This is a genomic window from Streptomyces sp. NPDC091682 (assembly GCF_044756625.1).
Lineage (GTDB): Bacteria > Actinomycetota > Actinomycetes > Streptomycetales > Streptomycetaceae > Streptomyces.
Window position 1 is genome coordinate 81,844 of record NZ_JBIVTH010000024.1, and the last position, 18,834, is coordinate 100,677.

The window sequence follows — 18,834 nt, forward strand, 5'->3', positions numbered from 1 at the left end:
CCCTGACGGGGGACCTCACTCGGAAGACGCATCGAGCCAGCGGCGCGCCGCCGTGCTCAGCGGCGGCTCGTTCGCCCGGTCGATCGCCCCCTGGGCCACCCATTCGGCGAACCGGCGCAGGACCCGCGAACGATGCGGCGCCGTCAGCACCGAGGTGCTGATCGAGTGTTGCCACGTCGTGGCGAAGCACAGCACGTTGCCGTCGAGCGACAGCATGACGAACTCGGGGCGCAACGGCGCGCTGCCGAGCGGCCCGGCCGCGCCCTCGCCCATGATGTCCCAGTCGTCCTGCAACTCGACGCAGCGCCACCGGCCGAGGCCGCCCTCCGCGGAAGCGCGGGGGAGCAGGAACCGGCGGTCGGCCTCGGCGAAGAGCCCCCCTTCGACCGCCAGGCGGTACCAGTCGGCGTTCGCCCTCTCGTGCAGCAGCGGGTCCGTGACGTCCAGCACCGCCTCGACGCGGCCTTCCCAGGGCGGACAGCTCGCCGCCTGGCCGGTGAGGAACGGCGGGATGAGCCCCTCGGGCTCGACCCACCCGTCCACGGCCCGCAGGCCCGCTGCGGCAAGAGATCGCGTCATGCGCCCACCATGCCGCAGGCGGGGTCCCGGGACGGACGCGGGCCCCCTGTACGGGCACACGTACGCCCCGGGGCCTCTGGTGGGCCTTCCGGGGCGTTACGGGCGTGCAGGGCGCCGTGGGCGGGCGCTCAGCGCTTGGCGTGGCGGCCGCGCGTGCCCGGGGCCTGCGGGACGGAGCCGTCGGCCACGGCCTCGGGCGCCTCGGCGCCGGCGTTCGCCTTGCTCTCCTTGCGGGCCTTCAGCACCTCGAAGACCACCGGAATGACCGACAGCAGGACGATGCCCACCAGGATCGGCTCGACGTTCGTCTTGATGAACTCGATCTGGCCGAGCCAGTAGCCGGCGATCGTGACGCCCGCTCCCCAGCCGATGCCGCCGATGATGTTGTAGGTCAAGAAGGTGCGGTACTTCATCGAGCCGGCGCCCGCGACCATCGGGGCGAAGGTGCGGATGATCGGCACGAAGCGGGCGAGCACGATGGCCTTCGGACCGTGCTTGTCCATGAACTCGTGGGCCTTGTCCAGGTTCTCCCGCTTGAAGAGCTTGGACTTCGGCCGGTTGAAGATCTTCGGCCCGAAGAACTTGCCGATCATGTAGCCGACCTGGTCGCCGATGATCGCGGCCGCCACGATCAGGGTGCAGACCAGCCACAACGGCTGCTTGATGTACTGCCCGTCCGCGACCAGCAGGCCCGCCGTGAACAGCAGGGAGTCGCCCGGGAGGAACGCGAAGAGTCCCGACTCCGCGAAGACGATGACCAGGATGCCGATCAGACCGAAGTGCGAGATCAGATAGTCCGGGGACAGCCACTCAGGGCCGCCGAGCGCAAGCGTATACACGGGTTCCGGGCTCTCCTGGATCGAGGGGGGCGTATTGCGGAAGGAGCGGTTTCAATTATCAACGCACACGACCCCCGCCCAGTTCCAGGTAGGGAGGGGGTCGCATGCGTAACATTCCGCTTACACCCTGCGCACGCCGTTCGCCAGGATCGCGTCCCGCAGGTGCTCGGCGAGGCCCGGCTTCATCGCGTCGTAGAACGCCGTGAACCGCTCGTCCGCCACGTACATCTCACCGAGACACGTGTGCATCTCGTACGAGCAGTCGTAGAACCACCGGTGGATGTGCAGGCGGTGCTCCTCGGCCAGGTCCATCGCTCGCTCGCCGTCGGCGGGTTCGCCCGCCTCCATGGCCGCCACGTACCGACGGCCCCAGTCGGCGGACTCGTCCTGGATCCGCTGCCAGTCGCCCTTCGTGTACGAGGCCGCCCGGCGCTGCGACTCGGCGTACGCATCGGTGTCGCCCCAGCGCTCCTCCACCTCCTGCGCGTACTGCTCCGGGTCCTCGTCCCCGAAGACCTCGAACTTCTCCTCGGGCGTGAGGTTGATGCCCATCTTCTTCGCCTCCATGGCGTGCTCAACGGCCTTGGCCATCTGCTGGAGCCGGGCGATCCGGTCGGTCAGCAGGGCGTGCTGCCGGCGCAGATGCTCCTGAGGATCCGATTCCGGGTCGTCCAGCAGGACCGCGACCTCTTCGAGGGGGAAGCCGAGCTCCCGGTAGAACAGGATCCGCTGCAACCGGTCCAGGTCGGCGTCGTCGTACCGCCGGTGTCCCGCGCCGCTGCGGCCGCTCGGGGAGAGCAGACCGATCTCGTCGTAGTGGTGCAGGGTGCGCACCGTGACTCCGGCGAATCCGGCGACCTGGCCCACGGAGAAGCCCATTTCTTCCCTCCTCTGCTCGGGTACGCCCTTCACTGTGGTTCCTCACGCCGCGTGAGGTGCAAGTCCTCTTCGGCGGCTACTTGCTCAGGCCCCGGTAACGGCCCACCGCCAACGGGAAGAAGACCGCGAGCAGCAGGAGCGGCCAGGCGACCGCCAGCAGGGCCGCGTGGTCGGCGGCCCACGACGCGGGCGCCGCGGCCGGGTTGCCGAACAGGTCGCGCACGGCCGTGGCCGTCGCCGAGAGCGGATTCCATTCCACCACCGCTCCCAGCCAGCCCGGCATCGACTCCGGCGTGGCGAAGGCGTTGGACAGGAACCCCACCGGCCACACCAGGATCTGCACCGCCTGCACCAGCTCCGGCCGGCCCGCGACCATGCCGAGCCAGATCCCGATCCACAGCATCGCGAAGCGCAGCAGCAGGAGCAGCCCGAAGGCGAGCAGCGCGGCCGCCGCGCCGCCGTGCCAGCGCCAGCCGAGCAGCAGCCCGACCGCGGCCAGGACCAGCAGCCCCACGGCCGACTGGAGCACGTCGGCGGCGCTGCGGCCCACCAGGACCGCCGACGAGGACATCGGCATGGCGCGGAAGCGGTCGATCACCCCCTTGTTCAGGTCTTGGGTGACGGCCGTCAGGGTGGCTTCCAGCCCGAAGGCCATCGTCAGGGCGAGCATCCCCGGGACCAAGAACTCGACGTACTCGCCGTCGATCCCGCGCCCGCCGCCCACCAGGAAGCCGAACATCAGCAACATCATCACGGGGAAGACCAGGCCGACGACCATCTGGACCGGCTGCCGCGCCCAGTGCGCCAGCTCGCGCCGGGTCATCGTCCAGGAATCCGAGACCACCCACGCCGCGCTCATGCAGCCACCCCCTCGCGGTCGGTCAGGTGCAGGAACACCTCGTCCAGCGTGGGGCGCCGGACGGCGAGGTCGGCCGCCTCGACGCCCGCCTCCTCCAGCGTCCGCAGGGTCCGGGCCAGGCCCGCCATGCGGTCCTCCACCGGGAAGCTCAGGGTCAGGGTGTCGGAATCGACGGCGGGGTCGGGCAGCAGCCGCGCCACCTCCGCCAGCCGGGCCGCGTCCCGTAGGACCACGACGATCCGGTCCGCCCCGACCAGGGCCTTCAGCTCGTCGGCCGTGCCCTCGGCCGCGACCCGGCCGCCGTCGATCAGGGCGATCCGGTCGGCCAGTTGGTCGGCCTCCTCCAGGTACTGCGTGGTGAGCAGGACGGTCGTACCGCCGCCGACCAGGGAGCGGACCGCGGCCCACACCTCGGCGCGGCCGCGCGGGTCGAGACCGGTGGTCGGCTCGTCCAGGAACAGCACCTCCGGGTCCGTGATCAGGGAGGCGGCGAGGTCGAGCCGGCGCCGCATGCCGCCGCTGTACTGCTTCACCGCCTTGCGGCCGGTGTCCGTGAGGCCGAAGCGCTCCAGCAGTTCGTCGGCGCGCCGCCCGGCGCGGCGCGCGCCCAGGTGGTGGAGACGGCCGAACATCTCCAGGTTCTGCCGCCCGGCCAGTTCCTCGTCGAGCGCCGCGTGCTGGCCCAGCAGCCCGATGCGGGCGCGGACGGCCGCCGGGTCCGTGGTGACGTCGTGGCCCGCCACCCGGACCACCCCCTGGTCGTGGCGGAGCAGGGTGCTCATGATCCGCACGGCCGTGGTCTTGCCCGCGCCGTTGGGGCCGAGCACCGCGTGCACGGTGCCGGGCGCCACCTCCAGGTCGAGCCCGGCCAGGGCCTGCTGGTCGCCGTAACGCTTGTGCACACCTTCGACGGAGATCGCCAAAGCCACTCCTCGTTAATCAAATTTGACTACTACGACCCGCGAAAGTAGTGCCCGCTCACGAGCTAGTCAAACTTGATTAGGCGTACGGGTTCTCCTGGCCCTCCGCCAGCACCCCGACGAACGGTTCGCCGCCCTCGCCCGCGAAGGAGTACGCGCCCCCCTCGATCCGGGCGACCAGTCCCCGCGTCCACTCCGCCTCCGCGTCCGCGGAGTGGACCCACCTGTGCATGATCTCGCCGATGTGGCCCAGCACCTCCGGACCGCCCTCCGGCGTGTAGTAGTCCGTCACCGACGACCGCCAGAGCGCCAGCTTCGCCATCCGCTCCCGGAGCAGCGCGAGCACCTCGTCCCGCGGCAGGTCGACCATGAAGCCGATCGCCGCGGACAGCACGTCCGTCTTCTGGTCGTACGCCGCGAGGGCCTCGCGCAGCAGCCGGAAGTACTCCTCGCGGCCGGCGTCCGTCACCTCGTACTCGGTCCGCGGCGGACCGCCCGCCGCGCTCGGCCCCACCTCGTGCGCGTGCAGGACGCCCTGCTTCGCCATCTGCTTGAGCGCGTGGTAGATCGATCCGGGCTTGGTGTTCGACCACTCGTGGGCGCCCCAGTACTCCAGGTCGTTGCGCACCTGGTACCCGTGGGCCCGCCCGTGCTGGCGGACCGCACCGAGGACAAGAAGCCGGATCGCTGACATGGGGCCAGGCTAAGCCCCTGCCCCGCTAGCCCATCGCCTAGCCCATCGCCTTGGTGCCGTCGAGGGACTCGCGGACGATGTCCGCGTGGCCCGCGTGCCGGGCGAACTCCTCCACCAGGTGCAGGAGCATCCAGCGCATCGAGACCTTGGCGTCCTTGGGGAACCAGGGCGCCGGCGGGAGGGGGAAGGTCGCGTCCAGGCTCGGGAGGGCGGCGACGAAGGCCGCCGTCTGCTCCGCGACCTCGTCCCAGAAGGCGAGGACCGAGGGGATGGACTCGCCGTCGACCAGGCGGAAGGCCTCGCCCCAGGTCTCCTGGGTGCGCGCCTTCTCGTTCGGCGCCTGCTGGGCGAGGCGCAGCCAGTTCAGCTCGACCTCGGCCACGTGCTTGAGCAGACCGGACAGGGTGAGCTCGCTGGCGCTGGGGCGGCTCGCGGCCTGCTCCTCGCTGAGCCCGAGGACCGATTCGCGGATCGCCGTGCGCTGGGCCTCGACGAAGGCGAGGAGGGTGCCGCGCTCGTCGCCGGGGACTTCGGGGGAAATCTGAGCCATGACCGACCGCCTTGTGCGTGAGGTGTCCTGAGGTGTCGCGCCGGGGGGCTCCTCCCCCCGACACGACACACGCTACGGAGCTTTGAGGTCAGATCCTGTCCTCATTGGCCGCTCAGTTGCCTTCGATCTCCCCGTCGGGGCGGATCGCCGGCAGGGCGGTGGCGGGCTGCGGGAGCAGGGCCTTGGAGAGGTCCTGCTTGCCCGTCGGGTCGAGCCCGTACATCGCCTCGTAGATGTTGCGGACCGCCGGACCCGAGGCACCCGAGCCGGTACCGCCCTGGGAGATCGTCATCACGATCGCGTAGTCCTCGGTGTACGAGGCGAACCACGAGGTCGTCTGCTTGCCCTGGACCTCGGCCGTACCCGTCTTGGCGTGCATCGGGATCTGCTTCTGCGGCCAGCCGCCGAAGCGCCAGGCCGCGCTGCCGTTGGTGGCGACGCCCGCCAGGGCCTCGTCGATGTCGTCACGGGTCTTCGCGTCCATCGGCAGCTTGCCCTGCTCCTTCGGCGCGATCTCCTGGACCGAGGTGCCGTCGGCGCTGACGATCGCCTTGCCGATGCTGGGCTGGTGGAGCGTGCCGCCGTTGGCGATGGCCGAGTAGACGGAGGCCATCTGGATCGGGGTGACCAGCGTGTCGCCCTGCCCGATCGAGTAGTTGATGGCGTCGCCCTCACGCATCTGGTTGCCCTGGCGGCAGTTCTCGTAGGCGATCTTCTCGGCGAAGGAGCCGTTCTTCTTGCCGTCGCGGCACCAGGCGTCCTTGTTCGCGTCGAAGAAGTCCTGCTTCCACTTCCGGTCGGGGACCCGGCCGGGGACCTCGTTCGGCAGGTCGATGCCGGTGCGCTTGCCCAGCCCGAACTCGTGGGCGGTCTTGAGGAACCAGTCCTTCGGGTCCTTCTTCGGCTTGATGCCGCCGTCCTTCTTCCACTCCTGGTCCGCGATGGCGTAGTAGACGGTGTCGCAGGAGACCTCCAGCGCCCGCCCGATGGTGATGTCACCGTGGCCCTGCGACTCGAAGTTCGTGAAGGTCTGGTTGCCGACCGAGTACGAGCTGGGGCAGGGGTAGCGGTTGTTGAACGGGTACCCGGCGTTGACCGCGGCCGTCGAGGTGACCACCTTGAAGATGGAGCCGGGCGCCGCTTGGGCCTGGATGGCCCGGTTCAGCAGCGGGTAGTTCGACTCCTTGCGGGTCAGGCCGGCGTAGTCCTTGGCGGAGATGCCGCCCACCCAGGCGTTGGGGTCGTACGTCGGGTTCGAGGCCATCGCCACGACCCGGCCGGTCTTGGTCTCCATCACCACGACGGCGCCCGAGTCGGCCTCGTAGTTGCGGCCCGTGTTCTTGTCCCGGACCTTGCGGGCCTCGACCATCGCGTTGTTCAGCTCGCGCTCGGCCACCGCCTGCACCCGGGAGTCGATCGAGGTCACGATGTTCGAGCCGGGCCGCGCCGGGTCGGTCTGCCCCTGGCCGATGACCCGGCCGAGGTTGTCCACCTCGTAGCGGGTGACGCCCGCCTTGCCGCGCAGCTCCTTGTCGTACGTGCGCTCCAGGCCGGAGCGGCCGACCTGGTCGGAACGCAGGTACGGCGAGTCCGACTTCTTCGCCTTGGCGATCTCCTCGTCGGTGACCGGTGAGAGGTAGCCCAGCACCTGGGAGGTGTTGGCCTGGTCCGGGGCCGCGTAACGGCGCAGGGCGGTCGCCTCGGCCGTGATGCCCGGGAAGTCCTCGGGGTGCTCGCGGATCTGCAGGGCCTGCTCGGTGGTGGCCTCGTCGCTGACCGGGATCGGCTGGTAGGGGGAACCGTTCCAGCAGGGCTGCTTGGTCTTGGCGTCGCAGAGCCGGACCTTGTCGATGACCTCCTGGGCGTCCATGCCCAGCACCCCGGCGAGCCGGGTCAGCACGGACCTGCCCTTGTCCTTCATGGTCAGCAGCTCGGTGCGGCTGGCGGAGACCACCAGGTGGGTCGCGTTGTCGGCGAGCGGGATCCCGCGCGAATCCAGGATCGACCCGCGCACGGCGGGCTGGACCACCTGCTGGACGTGGTTGTTCTTCGCCTCGTCCGTGTACTCCGAGCCGTTGCGTATCTGGAGGTACCACAAGCGTCCGCCCAGCGTGAGCAACAGCGAGAAGACCACGATCTGGATGACGACGAGACGGTTCTGGACCCGAGGGGTCCGGCCGGTCTCCGGTATGTTGCTCAACTCGTTCTCCCCCGGGCGGCTTCCTACGCCCGGCCGAGTCTAGGGGTGCGACCTGTGAGACCTAGAACGGGAAGGTCGTCCGGCCGTGCTGGACGGAGATCCACTTCTGCGTGGTGAAGGCCTCGATCGTGGCCTCGCCGTTCAGTCGGCCCAGACCCGAGGCCTTCTCGCCGCCGAAGGCGGCCAGCGGCTCGTCCCCGATCGTGGAGTCGTTGACGTGCATCATGCCCGTCTCGATCCGCTGGGCGAAGCGGACGCCCCGCTCCACGTCCCGGGTGTGCACGGCGCCGCTCAGCCCGTAGGGGGTCGCGTTGGTCAGCCGTACGGCCTCGTCCTCGCCGTCGAAGACCACCAGCAGGGCCACCGGGCCGAAGATCTCCTGACTCAGCAGCGGGGAGTCCTCGGGGATCCCGGCGAGCACCGTGGGTTCGACCAGGTTGCCGCGCGTAGACCCGCGCACGAGCGCCTGCGCACCGGATTCCACGGCCTGGTCCACGAGCGCGGTCAGGGCGTCGGCCTGGAAGGAGTTGATCAGCGGGCCGATGTGGGTGTCAGCCTCGTGCGGGTCGCCCGTCTTGAGGGCGCGCACGCGTGCGGTGAACTTCTCGGTGAACTCCTGCGCGACGGAGGCGTCGACGAGGATCCGGTTCGCGGCCATGCAGACCTGGCCCTGGTAGACGAAGCGGCTGAAGACGGCCGCGTCCACCGCGTAGTCGAGGTCGGCGTCGTCGAGCACGACGAGCGCGCTGTTCCCGCTGAGCTCCAGGACCGTGCGCTTGAAGTGGCGGGCGGCGATCGCCCCGACGTGCCGGCCGACCCGGTCCGATCCCGCGAACGAGATGACCTTGGGGACGGGGTGCGTCAGGAGCGCGTCGCCTATTTCGGCGATGTCGGTGACTAGGACGTTCAGCAGGCCGGCCGGCAGCCCGGCGTCCTCGAAGATCTTGGCGATCACGCCGCCGCCCACGACCGGGGCGTTCTGGTTGGGCTTGATGACGACCGCGTTGCCCAGCGCCAGGGCCGGGGCGACCGACTTCAAGGCCACCAGGAAGGGGAAGTTGAAGGGGCTGATCACCGTGACGACGCCCACGGGGAGCCGCTGGACCCGGTTCTCCTTGCCCTTGACCAGCGAGGGCAGGATCCGCCCCTCGGGCCGGACGGCGAGCTGGAGGGACTCGCGGATGAACTCCATCGCGAGGTGGACCTCGTACTCGGCCTTGGGACGCGTCCCGCCGAGCTCGTCGATCATCGCCTCGACGATCTCCTTCTCGCGCTCCTCGGTGATCCGCAGGGCGCGCTCCAGGACCGCGCGTCTGACGTAAGGGCTGGTGGCGGCCCACTCGCGCTGGGCGCGCTCGGCGCCGCGGTAGGCCCGGTCCACCTGCTCGACCGTGGCCACGGTGATGGCGGCGAGCTTCTCCCCGTTGAAGGGGTTGACGTCGATGATGTCCCACGAACCGGTACCGGCCAGCCATTCGCCGTCGATGTACTGGTGAGCCAGGTCGCTGAATATGGACATGCCATCCCTTACTGCGAGCGCGCACCCGTGCGCTGCACCGGAGACCGATCGGTCATCATGCACTGATCAGACGTCATACTACGTGCGATTCAAGACAGTTGGAGCAGGCCACGGAGAAGATCCCTGGTCCGCTCAGCATCGGGGCAATCCGCCTGGAGCCGTTCCATCGCCCGCTCGTACTGCCCCACTTCCTCGCCCTTGTCCAGGTAGAGGGCACTGGTGAGCTGTTCCAGATAGACGATGTCCTGGAGGTCGGACTCGGGGAAGCGCAGCAGGGTGAAGGCTCCGCTCTCGCCCGCGTGCCCGCCGAAGGAGAAGGGCATCACCTGAAGCTGCACGTTGGGTCGCTGGGAAACCTCGATGAGGTGCTCCAGCTGACCGCGCATGACCTCGCGGTCCCCGTACGGGCGGCGCAGCGCGGCCTCGTCGAGGACGGCGTGGAAGACGGGGGCGTTCTCGGAGACGAGGACCTTCTGGCGCTCCAGGCGCAGGGCGACGCGGCGGTCGACCTCGGCGGCGGTGGCGCCGGGCATGCCGCGGCTGACGACGGCGTGGGCGTACGCCTCGGTCTGCAACAGGCCGTGGACGAACTGGACTTCGTAGATCCGGATGAGCGAAGCAGCGCCCTCCAAGCCGATGTACGTCTGGAACCACCCGGGCAGCACGTCGCCGTAGCTGTGCCACCAGCCGGTCGCATTGGCCTCCCGGACCAAACCGAGCAGCGACTCGCGCTCCGTGCTGTCCGTGACTCCGTAGAGCGTGAGGAGGTCCTCGACGTCCCTCGCCTTGAAGCTCACCCTTCCCAACTCCAAGCGGCTGATCTTCGATTCGGATGCGCGGATCGAGTAGCCGGCCGCCTCACGGGTGATGCCGCGGGATTCTCGGAGTCGCCTGAGCTGGGAGCCCAGGAGGATGCGGCGCACCACGGAACCGCTGGCTTCTGCGGTCACTAGTACTGCCCTCCCCATCTCAATTGGCACGCGCGTGGTGTGCGCGAGCGTCTTGGGACCCCCGTACCCCAGGGGCCGCAGTCTGCCACCAAAACGCATCGGCTCGTACTCGTTCTGTAACGGAATCCCGTCTTCGCGAAAAGAAGTCCGTCAGGATGCGTAGGAAGAAATGAGTCAGAACCGTCACGGGAGTGGACAGGTCCGGCGCGTGCACGTGCATCTGCCCTTGCATCCGGCTCGAGCATTCGGAACGATGGTCCCCGCGCACCTGCGTGCTGTTCGCGCCGGCGCCGGACCCACCCCGCAGTTCTTTCTGGACGGAGATGACCGCTCCGCCCGCGAATCCCGGGAGTGCCTCGCATGGGGACGAATGGATCGACCATGCTCGAGCCGTTACGGCAGGGGCTGCCCCCGGTCGACCCCACGGCTGTCTCCGGGTCCGCCTCCTGCGCCCTTCCCGCTCGCTACGACGCCGTTCGCGGAGCACGCTCCTTCTGTCGTTCGACCCTGTCCCAGTGGGGCCTCGACGACCGCTTCGACGATGTGGCCCTGGTCGTCTCCGAACTCGTCACCAACGCGCTGCGCCACGCCCTGCCCGAGGACGCGCGGGGGGCGGACGCCGAACCGGAGCCGCCCGTACGGCTGCACCTGATGCGGTGGAGCACGCGGCTGGTGTGTGCGGTGCGGGACCCCAGCGAGGACCGGCCCGGAGGGGCGTTCTCGCCGGAGCACACCGAGGAGAACTTCGACCTGGAGTCCGGGCGCGGGCTGTTCCTGGTGGACTCGTACAGCGACAGCTGGGGCTGGCACCCGCTCGCGGGCCGGCTGACCGGCAAGGTGGTCTGGGCGCTCTTCCTGCTCCAGGACTGAACGGCCGCCGGCCTCCGACCGAGGGCGAACACAAGACAACTGGCCGGGATCGATCATTGCGATCGGTCCCGGCCAGTGCACGTGCATGGCTTGATGGGCGCGCTGTTCCGTCAGTTGATCAGGTGATCGAACTCGCCGTCCTTGACGCCCAGGAGCAGGGCCTCGATCTCGGCCGGCGTGTAGACGAGCGCCGGCCCATCGGGAAAGCGTGAATTGCGCATGGCGACATCGCCTCCCGGCAGCCGCGCGAACTCCACGCAGGAACCCTGCGAGTTGCTGTGTCGGCTCTTCTGCCACGTCAGCTCAAACAAGGTAGCGAGTTCTGCAGATGCCATCCCGTTGTACGCGTGGTCCACAGGAAGCCCCCGATAGTGCAGATGTCAACTCCTCCGGATCATAGCTGTGTTCATAAGCTGCTGCACGGGCAGATGCACGTGCACGCGGGGTGCTCCGTTGATCACAGACAGGTCCTACTCGCGGGTATCACCCCATCGTGACACCCGACGCTCCCGTATCGCCCTCACGCCGTCCCGGTGTCGCCGCGCTGCGCCCCGAACCATGGCGCCGAGCGCAACGACTTTCAGGACTTCTTCAGATTTGTCCTGACCCGGGCCGGGCCTGTTCCATGAACCGGTCGTTCGAAAAGAAGCCGACCCGCCCGAAAGGTGGAACGCCCGTGTTCCGCAACGCCGTCCAGCCCTGGCACCTGCTCGTGCTCCTGGTGGTCTGCCTGCTCGTGTTCGGTTCCAAGAAGCTTCCCGACATGGCCCGCTCGCTGGGCCGGTCGATGCGCATCCTGAAGTCGGAGGCGCACGCCCTGCGCTCGGAGGAGTCCCCTAGGGACGCGGGTCAGGACGCAGGTACGAACGCGCCCGCAGTCCCGCGCACGGGCGCGGGCACGGGCACTCCCTAGCGGGGCAGCGGCTTCTGCCTGCCGCCCACGTGGGCGCGGTCGGCGGCGGCCGTGCCGTCCTCCCAGCCCGCGTGGTCGGTGGCGCCGCGCAGCCGGGTCGTGGTGGTCCGGGGGAACATCTCCTCCGCCCGCGAGGTGACCGCCACGTCGCGGGCCACCAGGGCCGGCAGGTTGTCGGGGGCCTCCGTCGCCGCGTGCTCGGCGGTCTCGGCGAGCCGGTGGCCGAGCCGGCTGGCGTAGGCGAGCAGGAAGGACTGCCGGAAGGTCTTCGTCCGCTTGCGCCCGCCGGAGCGCTGCGCGGCCTCCGCACGGGTCATCGCCGCCGTGCCCTGCACGAGCAGCGAGGTGTAGAGCAGCTCCACCGCCTCCAGGTCGCTCTCGAAGCCGACCACCGTGGAGAACTCGAAGCCGCTGTTCCACACCGCCCGGCAGCGGTTGGCGGTGGCCACCGCGTCGAGCAGCACCGCCTTCGCCTCCTCGTACGGCGGCTCGACACCGATCCGGCAGGCGCCGGGCACCTGGGCCGGTCCCCTGCCGCTCGCCGCCAGTAGCGCCTCGTCCACGGTGTGCCGGGCCATCAGCTCCTGGGCCTTGGCGCTGAGCGCCTCCGCCTCGTCCGGGAAGGTCGTCGCCTCGGCCTTGGCGAGCAGGGCCCGGATCCGGCCCAACATGCGCGGCTCGATGTGGGCGTGCTCGGCGAGCGCGTCGACCGGGTCACCGGGCAGCGGACCCACCGGTTCTATCGAGGGCAGCCGGATCAGCAGCCGCAGCACCTCCAGGAAGGTGGTGGCCAGTGTGAACCGGTCGGCCCGTTCCCGCTGCGCGAGCCGGTCGGCGTACTCCTCGTCGCCCGTCCACCACACCTCGGCGGCGCCCCAACGCGCCGGGAGCCGGGCGTAGCGGCGCGCCTCGGCGGCGATCAGGTCCCCGGTGATCCGCAGGTGCCGCTCGTCGAGGTCCCGGCGGACCAGCCGCAGCACGTCGGCCGGCTGCCAGCCCCGCTCCCAGCCCTGGCGTACGTACGCCTCCCCGCGCGCCAGCAGCTCCCGCCCGACCGCGGGCCAGCCCCCCTGGTCCGCGACGAGCAGCGAGGCGCCGGTGTCCAGCCCGGCGTCATCCTGGGCGTAGAGGGCGGCGGCGAAGGCTCGGTCGACGGTCTCGGCAAGGTCTCTCACACCCCTCAGCTTGGCATGTCCGCCTTCGCGTCCCATTCCCGGCGGGCGGCCTCGATCCGTGCACGGTGCTCCAGCGACCACTCCGCGAGGCCCTTGACCAGGAGGGTCAGGCTGCGGCCGAGGTCGGTCAGCTCGTACTCGACCTGGGGCGGCACGGTGGCGTGCACGGTCCGGGTGACCAGGCCGTCGCGCTCCAGGCGGCGGACGGTGAGGGTGAGCATCCGCTGCGAAATGCCGTCGACCGCGCGCTGGAGCTCCTTGAACCGGCGCATGCCGGCGCCGAGTTCCACCACGACGAGGACGGACCACTTGTCGCCGAGCCGGTCGAGGACGTCGCGGATGCCGCAGTCGTCGTCGCAGCTGAGCAGCGGCTCGGGCAGGGGCTCGGGGGTGGTTATCCCGGTGTGCCCTACTGACATGGAAGTGCCTCCTTACGCGTCGTGCACCCTTCGGCACACGATGTTCCCGCCCCTGAAGCCAATCAGGCCGACGGGCGCGAACACGAAGGACTCCCCATGCTTTTGATCACCGGCACCTCCGGCGGACTCGGCTCACTGATCGCGCGCCGGCTGGCGGACCACCCTGTCGATGCGGGCCGGCCGGAGGTACGGTTCGGCACCCGCGCCCCGGACGGCCCCGGTCAGGTCCGGGTGGACTTCGACGACCCGGACTCCCTCGACTTCACCGGGGTGGACACCCTGCTGCTCATCTCCGCCGGCTACGGCGAGGACGACCAGGTCATCGCGCGGCACGGGGCCGCCGTCTCGGCCGCCGAGCGGGACGGGGTGCGGCACGTCGTCTACACCAGCCTCACCGGGGCGGGCGACCACCTGCCGTACGCACTGGCGCACCGCTGGACGGAGCGGCGCCTGCGCGGCTCCGGCCTGGCCTGGACCGTCCTGCGCAACGGCCTGTACGCGGAGCTGCTGGCCGCGCTCGCCGCGCCGGGGCCCGACGGGGTGATCACCGCCCCGCTGGGCGCAGGCCGGCTTGCGGCGGTCGGGCGGGAGGACCTCGCGGAGGTGGCGGTCCGGGTGGCCCTGGCACCCGACGCGCATGCCGGGCAGGTCCACGAGCTGGTGGGCGACCGCCCGCTGGGCGGAACGGACCTTGCCGCGGCGGTGGGCGCCCGCTACGCCCCGGGCTCGCTGGCCCGGGCCCGCAGCGCCCTCTCCGGCCCGGCCGCGGCGCCCTTCCAACCCCCGATGCTGGTGGCCACGTACTCGGCCGTCGCGGCGGGCTTCCTGGACGCCCCGGACACGGGCACCCTGCGCCACCTCCTCGGCCGCCCCCCGCGCCCGGCCCTGGAGATCTACGCCACGGCGGCGGGGATCCGGGGCGGAGCCCCGATGCCCAGCCCCGCAGGGGGTACCTCCCAGCAGTAGCTGGGAGATTTCGAGGCGCGGGGATCCGGGGCGGAGCCCCGATCTCCAGCCCCACCGGCCCGATCTCCAGCCCCGCCGGCGTTTGAGGCGCGGGGGTCCGGGGGCTGGCCTCCGGCGACGGCGCCGCACCTGCCCCGCGGACCTGCACCCCCGCACCCCCGCGGCACGGCGGCACGGCGGCACGGCGGCACGGCGGCACGGCCACTGTCAGACCCCGGTGGGACACTCGCACCCATGAGCGACAGCACTCCCCGGTGGGCCCTCGCCGAGGACGGCGACGGGTGGTGGCACGCCGCGCCCGTACCCCCCACGGACGGAGTCCGGCTCCGCGTCCGCGACCCCGCCGAAGCGATCCGCTCCGCCCCGCCCGGCACCCGCTGGGTCTGGCGGTCCACCGCGGCCGTCTACCCCCGCCTGCTCGCCACGGGCACCCGCGTCGAGCGGTGCCACGACATCGAGGACGCCGAGCTGCTGCTCCTCGGCCACGAGGGCCGCTTCGGGGAGCCCCGCTCGGCGGCCGCCGCCTGGGCCCGGCTCACCCACACCCCCGTACCGCCCGATCCGCGCCCGCGCGCCGCCGGACCCCGCGCCCAGGACTCCCTCTTCGAGCCGCAGCCCGCCCCGGTCCCCCTGGACGCCCTGCTCGCCGTCCACGCCGACCAGACGGAGCGGCTCGGCGCCACCGCCCACCCCGACCGAATGCGGCTGCTCGCCGCCGCCGAGTCGGCGGCCTTCCTCGTCGCCGCCGAGATGAACCGCGTGGGCCTGCCCTGGCGGGCCGACGTGCACCGCGCCCTGCTGACCGAGCTGCTCGGTGAGCGGTACGGGGGCGGCGGGGAGCCCCGGCGCCTCGCCGAGCTGGCCGACCGCGTGTCGGAGGCCTTCGGCAGGCGCGTGCGCCCCGATCTGCCCGCCGACGTCATCAAGGCCTTCGCCGGGGCCGGGATCAAGCTCAGGTCCACCCGCCGCTGGGAGATCCAGGAGCTGGACCATCCCGCCGTCGAGCCGTTGATCGAGTACAAGAAGCTGTACCGGATCTACACCGCCCACGGCTGGGCCTGGCTCGCGGACTGGGTCCGGGACGGCCGCTTCCGCCCGGAGTTCATCCCCGGCGGCACCCTCACCGGCCGCTGGGTCACCAACGGCGGTGGGGCCCTGCAGATCCCCAAGGTGATCCGCCGGGCCGTGGTCGCCGACCCCGGCTGGCGGCTCGTCGTCGCCGACGCCGACCAGATGGAGCCGCGCGTCCTCGCCGCGATCTCCCGCGACCCCGCCTTCATGGAGGTCGCCGGGGAGGCCTCGGACCTCTACACCGCCGTCTCCCGCCAGGGCTTCTCGGGCGACCGGGACAAGGCCAAGCTCGCCGTGCTCGGCGCCGTCTACGGCCAGACCTCCGGGGACGGCCTGAAGAACCTGGCCGCGCTGCGCCGCCGCTTCCCCCGGGCCGTCGCGTACGTGGACGACGCGGCGAAGGCCGGGGAGGAGGGCCGGCTCGTACGGACCTGGCTGGGCCGCACCTGCCCGCCGCCCGCCGGCTCCGGCGAGGGGGACGAGGCCGGTGACGGCGGTGTCGACCCGGGCGAGGGGTACGGGGAGGGCGGGGCCGGGACCGCGCAAGACCGGGACGACGGCTGGACCCCGAGCTACGCCTCCACCAACACCCGGGCCCGCGGCCGGTTCACCCGCAACTTCGTCGTCCAGGGCAGTGCGGCCGACTGGGCCCTGCTGCTGCTCGCGGCCCTGCGGCAGGCGACCGCCGGAATGCGGGCCGAGCTGGTGTTCTTCCAGCACGACGAGGTGATCGTGCACTGCCCGGTCGAGGAGGCCGGGGCCGTCGTGGAGGCGATCCGGGCCGCCGGCGAGCGGGCCGGCCGAATCGCCTTCGGTGACACCCCGGTCCGCTTCCCGTTCACGACGGCGGTCGTGGAGTGCTACGCGGACGCCAAGTGAGGGGGATCAGCCGGCGGGCGCCGTCAGTTTCCACTCCGGGGCGAGCGCGATCTGCCGCAGCTGCGCCATCGTCAGCGCGGGTGCGGGGCGGGTGGTCGGACCGTTCTGGTCCGCCGTGTTGAAGGCGCTGACCACCACGCGCAGCCCGTCCTTGCGCAGGGTGTCCACCTTCCACTGGGTCACGCTCCTGTCCTTCTCGCCGGGCCCCGCCATGACCTTCACCTTGGTCCCGTCGGACTCCTCGGTGACGGCGGAGTTCCCGGTGAAGCCCGAGGGGTTCGCGTTCGGCTGGACGTTGATCTGGACCAGGGACTTGCCCTTGCCGTCGTCGTGCACGACGTAGCCGTAGGACCCCTGCCCGCCCTTGGAGACGATCGGGACGGTGATCGCGAACTGGTTCAGCAACTGCTCCAGGGCGTCCACGGCCTTCCGGTCCCGCAGGACGATCGACTCCGGCGCGGGCGCCGGCTCGGGATCGGCCGCCGGCAGGTCGTTCAGGGCCGGGTGCCACGTGTCCGAGGTGACCAGGGTCTTCAACTGCGCGATGGTCAGCGGCGGGTCGGTCCGGGAGACGGGGGCGCCCTTGTCGACCGCGGCGTTCCACTCGGACGCGTCGACCAGGAAGCCCTGCGCGGTCACCAGCACGGCCCGCCAGACCTTGGTGTCCGTACGGCGGTCCGGGTACTCGTACCCCTGGTGAAGCAGTAGCCGGGAGCCGTCCGGCAACTGCTCGGTCCGGCAGGCGTCGTAGGCGTGCAGGTTCTCGTCCCCGCACTCGGTCTGTGCGCGGGCCCCGCTGCCGAACGGGTCCACCCGCTGGAGGCTGAGGGAGATGGCCGCCGGGCCCTTCCCGTCGTCGTAGACGACCCCGACCCGCGGTCCCAGCTCGGCGTCCGTGCCCCGCGCCTCGGGCTCGGTGAGTCGACCGCCCGGCAGGAGCGACTTCAGGTTGGCGATCATCTGCTCGGCGGTGACCGCGCCGGTGCCGGTCAGCCGCCCGTTGCCCGGCGGGTTCGGCGCCGGCGCCGCGACACGGACCGCGCCCGCGGCCCCGGAGTCGGCGAACAGGCCGCCGGAGTAGGCCCCCGCGGTGGCGATCAGGACCAGGGCCAGCGCGGATCCGCCGGCCACGGCGGCCCGGCGGCGCGCCAGTTGCCGGCCCCGCCGCTCACCCGCTTCGGCGAGGGCACCGGGGTCGGCCGTGAAGCCCGCCCCCGTGCGCCGGAGGGCTTCGGCGAGTTCGTCTTCAAAGGACATGGGAAACCAGGCCTTCCGTTTGCCGGGTGCGGTCGGAGGAGCGAACGGACCGGCGGTGTCAGTGGTCCACGAAGGCGGTGAGGCTGCCGCCCAGCTGCTCCCGCAGCCGTGCGAGCGCCCGTGAGGTCCGGGTACGGACCGCCGCCGAGGAGGCGTTCATCGCGTCGGCGGTCTCCTCGACGCTGCGGTCCTCCCAGTAGCGCAGCACCAGCACCGCCCGGTCCTTGGGCGCCAGCCGGCCCAGCGCCTCCAGCAGCGTCAGCCGTAGCGCCGGATCCCCGCCGCCCGGCGCGGGCGCACCCCGGTCGGGGAGCTCCCCGACCGGCCGTTCGCCCGCCGAACGACGGCGCTGGTGCGTGAGGAAGACCCGTACCAGCACCGTCTGGGCGTAGGCCGCCGGATTGTCGATGCGGGAGATCCGGCCCCACCGCTGGTACATCCGCCCCAAGGTCTCCTGCACCAGGTCCTCCGCGAGGTGGGTGTCCCCGCCCACGAGCAGGCATGCCGACCTGTACAGCGGGCCCGAGCGGCCCGCGGCGAACTCACGGAACCCGTCCCTGCGCCCGTGGCGCATCTGCTCCCCCCTCGCGTCCGTCCCACTCCTGTGACGCGATGGCGGCGGAGAATGTTTCATCCCCCGCCGCCCTTTCCGCCGCCGTCCCCGTCGGTACTCCTGCCGCGGGCCGGTCAGCCCAGCTCGTGGAAGTACACGTGGAACTCCTCCCGGACGAAGCCCTCCGCCTCGTACAGCCCCTGCGCGACGGTGTTGTCGTACGCGGTCTCCAACTGCACGCCGGACACCCCGGCCTCGCGGGCCCGGCGCAGCACCTCGCGCAGCAGCGCCCGGCCGGCTCCGGTGCGGCGGCCGGCAGGAGCGACGTAGAGGTCGTTGAGGACCCAGGCGGTGCGCAGGGAGAGGGACGAGAACCCGCGGTAGACCTGCGCGAAGCCGACCGTTCCGACCTCCGGGACGTCGGCGAGCAACACCAGCGATTCGTCCTTGGCGATCCGCTCCTCCAGGAAGGCCCGCGGGGCGTCCGGGTCCTCGACGTCCACCTCGTAGAAGTCGAGGTAGCCGCGGAACAGCACGGCCGCGGCGTCGACGTCCGCCTCGCCGGCCGCACGGACCGAGACTGCGGGAGCGGAGTCTTCCGCCGGAGACCGGCCGTCCCGCTGTACTGCCTGACCGTTCATGTGCGTCTCCCTCAGGGGTGTTTGGCGCGCCGTGGACCATGGTGGGTGGAGGGGCCGAGCCGTCCGGACCCCCGGCGCCCTCGACTGCCTACGCTACGGCC

The 18,834-nt window shown here is 71.3% G+C and carries 18 protein-coding genes and 2 pseudogenes; 4 read left to right on the forward strand and 16 right to left on the reverse strand.

Features of this window, described 5'->3' with window-relative positions; genetic code table 11:
• Positions 1-15 precede the first annotated feature (15 nt).
• The 10 genes and pseudogenes from ACIQK6_RS36315 to ACIQK6_RS36360 all read right to left on the reverse strand — a co-directional run bounded on the left by ACIQK6_RS36315 (position 16) and on the right by ACIQK6_RS36360 (position 10,007).
• Positions 16-579 (reverse strand): hypothetical protein, encoded by a 564-nt coding sequence (locus ACIQK6_RS36315; protein ID WP_329099848.1) that lies wholly within the window; start codon positions 577-579, stop codon positions 16-18.
• 158 nt (positions 580-737) lie between these two features.
• Positions 738-1,418: pseudogene (locus tag ACIQK6_RS36320) on the reverse strand (DedA family protein); the annotation flags it as partial.
• Between the two features lie 120 nt (positions 1,419-1,538).
• The gene (locus ACIQK6_RS36325; protein WP_329099849.1) at positions 1,539-2,297 is read right to left on the reverse strand and encodes a MerR family transcriptional regulator; all 759 of its coding nucleotides are present in this window, start codon (positions 2,295-2,297) and stop codon (positions 1,539-1,541) included.
• Between the two features lie 76 nt (positions 2,298-2,373).
• On the reverse strand, positions 2,374-3,156 hold the full coding sequence (locus tag ACIQK6_RS36330) for an ABC transporter permease (RefSeq protein ID WP_329099850.1): 783 nt from the start codon (positions 3,154-3,156) through the stop codon (positions 2,374-2,376).
• A complete protein-coding gene (locus tag ACIQK6_RS36335) occupies positions 3,153-4,079 on the reverse strand; it encodes an ATP-binding cassette domain-containing protein (RefSeq protein WP_402696766.1) in 927 nt (308 codons plus the stop codon). The genes ACIQK6_RS36330 and ACIQK6_RS36335 overlap by 4 nt, the downstream gene beginning before the upstream one ends.
• A 76-nt stretch (positions 4,080-4,155) precedes the next feature.
• The gene (locus ACIQK6_RS36340; RefSeq protein ID WP_329099852.1) at positions 4,156-4,770 is read right to left on the reverse strand and encodes a PadR family transcriptional regulator; all 615 of its coding nucleotides are present in this window, start codon (positions 4,768-4,770) and stop codon (positions 4,156-4,158) included.
• A gap of 37 nt (positions 4,771-4,807) precedes the next feature.
• A complete protein-coding gene (locus tag ACIQK6_RS36345) occupies positions 4,808-5,320 on the reverse strand; it encodes a DinB family protein (RefSeq protein WP_329099853.1) in 513 nt (170 codons plus the stop codon).
• Positions 5,321-5,441: 121 nt separating this feature from the next.
• Positions 5,442-7,520 (reverse strand): annotated as a pseudogene (mrdA, locus tag ACIQK6_RS36350) (penicillin-binding protein 2); the annotation flags it as partial.
• Positions 7,521-7,581: 61 nt separating this feature from the next.
• Complete coding sequence (locus ACIQK6_RS36355) at positions 7,582-9,039, reverse strand: aldehyde dehydrogenase family protein (protein WP_402696769.1); 1,458 nt, start codon at positions 9,037-9,039, stop codon at positions 7,582-7,584.
• A gap of 89 nt (positions 9,040-9,128) precedes the next feature.
• Positions 9,129-10,007: a helix-turn-helix transcriptional regulator gene (locus tag ACIQK6_RS36360; RefSeq protein ID WP_051880232.1), complete on the reverse strand. Its 879-nt coding sequence runs from the start codon at positions 10,005-10,007 to the stop codon at positions 9,129-9,131.
• Positions 10,008-10,349: 342 nt separating this feature from the next.
• On the opposite strand from ACIQK6_RS36360, the gene ACIQK6_RS36365 reads away from it, so the two are divergent.
• A complete protein-coding gene (locus ACIQK6_RS36365) occupies positions 10,350-10,859 on the forward strand; it encodes an ATP-binding protein (protein ID WP_329099855.1) in 510 nt (169 codons plus the stop codon).
• A gap of 110 nt (positions 10,860-10,969) precedes the next feature.
• Here the strand turns inward: ACIQK6_RS36365 and ACIQK6_RS36370 are convergent, their stop codons facing one another.
• Positions 10,970-11,215, reverse strand: a complete 246-nt coding sequence (locus ACIQK6_RS36370; RefSeq protein ID WP_329099856.1) for a DUF397 domain-containing protein — start codon at positions 11,213-11,215, stop codon at positions 10,970-10,972.
• Positions 11,216-11,535: 320 nt separating this feature from the next.
• Between ACIQK6_RS36370 and tatA the strand changes: the two genes are divergently transcribed.
• A complete protein-coding gene (gene tatA, locus ACIQK6_RS36375; RefSeq protein WP_329099857.1) occupies positions 11,536-11,772 on the forward strand; it encodes a Sec-independent protein translocase subunit TatA in 237 nt (78 codons plus the stop codon).
• Here tatA and ACIQK6_RS36380 read toward each other — a convergent pair.
• Positions 11,769-12,983 carry a DUF2786 domain-containing protein gene (locus tag ACIQK6_RS36380; RefSeq protein WP_402696771.1) on the reverse strand — a complete coding sequence of 405 codons (1,215 nt, stop codon included), beginning with the start codon at positions 12,981-12,983 and terminating at the stop codon, positions 11,769-11,771. The genes tatA and ACIQK6_RS36380 overlap by 4 nt on opposite strands.
• Positions 12,953-13,366: a helix-turn-helix domain-containing protein gene (locus tag ACIQK6_RS36385; RefSeq protein WP_329099859.1), complete on the reverse strand. Its 414-nt coding sequence runs from the start codon at positions 13,364-13,366 to the stop codon at positions 12,953-12,955. The genes ACIQK6_RS36380 and ACIQK6_RS36385 overlap by 31 nt, the downstream gene beginning before the upstream one ends.
• A 96-nt stretch (positions 13,367-13,462) precedes the next feature.
• On the opposite strand from ACIQK6_RS36385, the gene ACIQK6_RS36390 reads away from it, so the two are divergent.
• Positions 13,463-14,332 carry an NAD(P)H-binding protein gene (locus ACIQK6_RS36390; protein WP_329099860.1) on the forward strand — a complete coding sequence of 290 codons (870 nt, stop codon included), beginning with the start codon at positions 13,463-13,465 and terminating at the stop codon, positions 14,330-14,332.
• Positions 14,333-14,566: 234 nt separating this feature from the next.
• Positions 14,567-16,282 (forward strand): bifunctional 3'-5' exonuclease/DNA polymerase, encoded by a 1,716-nt coding sequence (locus ACIQK6_RS36395; RefSeq protein ID WP_402696774.1) that lies wholly within the window; start codon positions 14,567-14,569, stop codon positions 16,280-16,282.
• Positions 16,283-16,288: 6 nt separating this feature from the next.
• Here ACIQK6_RS36395 and ACIQK6_RS36400 read toward each other — a convergent pair whose 3' ends face one another.
• The 3 genes from ACIQK6_RS36400 to ACIQK6_RS36410 all read right to left on the reverse strand — a co-directional run bounded on the left by ACIQK6_RS36400 (position 16,289) and on the right by ACIQK6_RS36410 (position 18,733).
• Positions 16,289-17,539, reverse strand: a complete 1,251-nt coding sequence (locus ACIQK6_RS36400) for a hypothetical protein (RefSeq protein ID WP_329099862.1) — start codon at positions 17,537-17,539, stop codon at positions 16,289-16,291.
• Between the two features lie 58 nt (positions 17,540-17,597).
• Entirely contained in the window at positions 17,598-18,113 is a 516-nt protein-coding gene (locus ACIQK6_RS36405; protein WP_402696775.1) for a SigE family RNA polymerase sigma factor, read from the reverse strand.
• Positions 18,114-18,226: 113 nt separating this feature from the next.
• The gene (locus ACIQK6_RS36410; RefSeq protein WP_402696776.1) at positions 18,227-18,733 is read right to left on the reverse strand and encodes a GNAT family N-acetyltransferase; all 507 of its coding nucleotides are present in this window, start codon (positions 18,731-18,733) and stop codon (positions 18,227-18,229) included.
• Positions 18,734-18,834: the final 101 nt, after the last annotated feature.

What these genes read in the sequence shown, in the direction of transcription:
- ACIQK6_RS36315 (WP_329099848.1), bottom strand. Translation starts at nt 579, where the DNA reads ATGACGCGATCTCTTGCCGCAGCGGGCCTGCGGGCCGTGGACGGGTGG.
- ACIQK6_RS36340 (WP_329099852.1), bottom strand. Translation starts at nt 4,770, where the DNA reads ATGTCAGCGATCCGGCTTCTTGTCCTCGGTGCGGTCCGCCAGCACGGG.
- ACIQK6_RS36390 (WP_329099860.1), top strand. Translation starts at nt 13,463, where the DNA reads ATGCTTTTGATCACCGGCACCTCCGGCGGACTCGGCTCACTGATCGCG.
- ACIQK6_RS36330 (WP_329099850.1), bottom strand. Translation starts at nt 3,156, where the DNA reads ATGAGCGCGGCGTGGGTGGTCTCGGATTCCTGGACGATGACCCGGCGC.
- ACIQK6_RS36360 (WP_051880232.1), bottom strand. Translation starts at nt 10,007, where the DNA reads ATGGGGAGGGCAGTACTAGTGACCGCAGAAGCCAGCGGTTCCGTGGTG.
- ACIQK6_RS36405 (WP_402696775.1), bottom strand. Translation starts at nt 18,113, where the DNA reads ATGCGCCACGGGCGCAGGGACGGGTTCCGTGAGTTCGCCGCGGGCCGC.
- ACIQK6_RS36385 (WP_329099859.1), bottom strand. Translation starts at nt 13,366, where the DNA reads ATGTCAGTAGGGCACACCGGGATAACCACCCCCGAGCCCCTGCCCGAG.
- ACIQK6_RS36410 (WP_402696776.1), bottom strand. Translation starts at nt 18,733, where the DNA reads ATGAACGGTCAGGCAGTACAGCGGGACGGCCGGTCTCCGGCGGAAGAC.
- ACIQK6_RS36380 (WP_402696771.1), bottom strand. Translation starts at nt 12,983, where the DNA reads ATGGGACGCGAAGGCGGACATGCCAAGCTGAGGGGTGTGAGAGACCTT.
- ACIQK6_RS36365 (WP_329099855.1), top strand. Translation starts at nt 10,350, where the DNA reads ATGGGGACGAATGGATCGACCATGCTCGAGCCGTTACGGCAGGGGCTG.
- ACIQK6_RS36400 (WP_329099862.1), bottom strand. Translation starts at nt 17,539, where the DNA reads ATGTCCTTTGAAGACGAACTCGCCGAAGCCCTCCGGCGCACGGGGGCG.
- ACIQK6_RS36355 (WP_402696769.1), bottom strand. Translation starts at nt 9,039, where the DNA reads ATGTCCATATTCAGCGACCTGGCTCACCAGTACATCGACGGCGAATGG.
- ACIQK6_RS36325 (WP_329099849.1), bottom strand. Translation starts at nt 2,297, where the DNA reads ATGGGCTTCTCCGTGGGCCAGGTCGCCGGATTCGCCGGAGTCACGGTG.
- ACIQK6_RS36345 (WP_329099853.1), bottom strand. Translation starts at nt 5,320, where the DNA reads ATGGCTCAGATTTCCCCCGAAGTCCCCGGCGACGAGCGCGGCACCCTC.
- ACIQK6_RS36395 (WP_402696774.1), top strand. Translation starts at nt 14,567, where the DNA reads ATGAGCGACAGCACTCCCCGGTGGGCCCTCGCCGAGGACGGCGACGGG.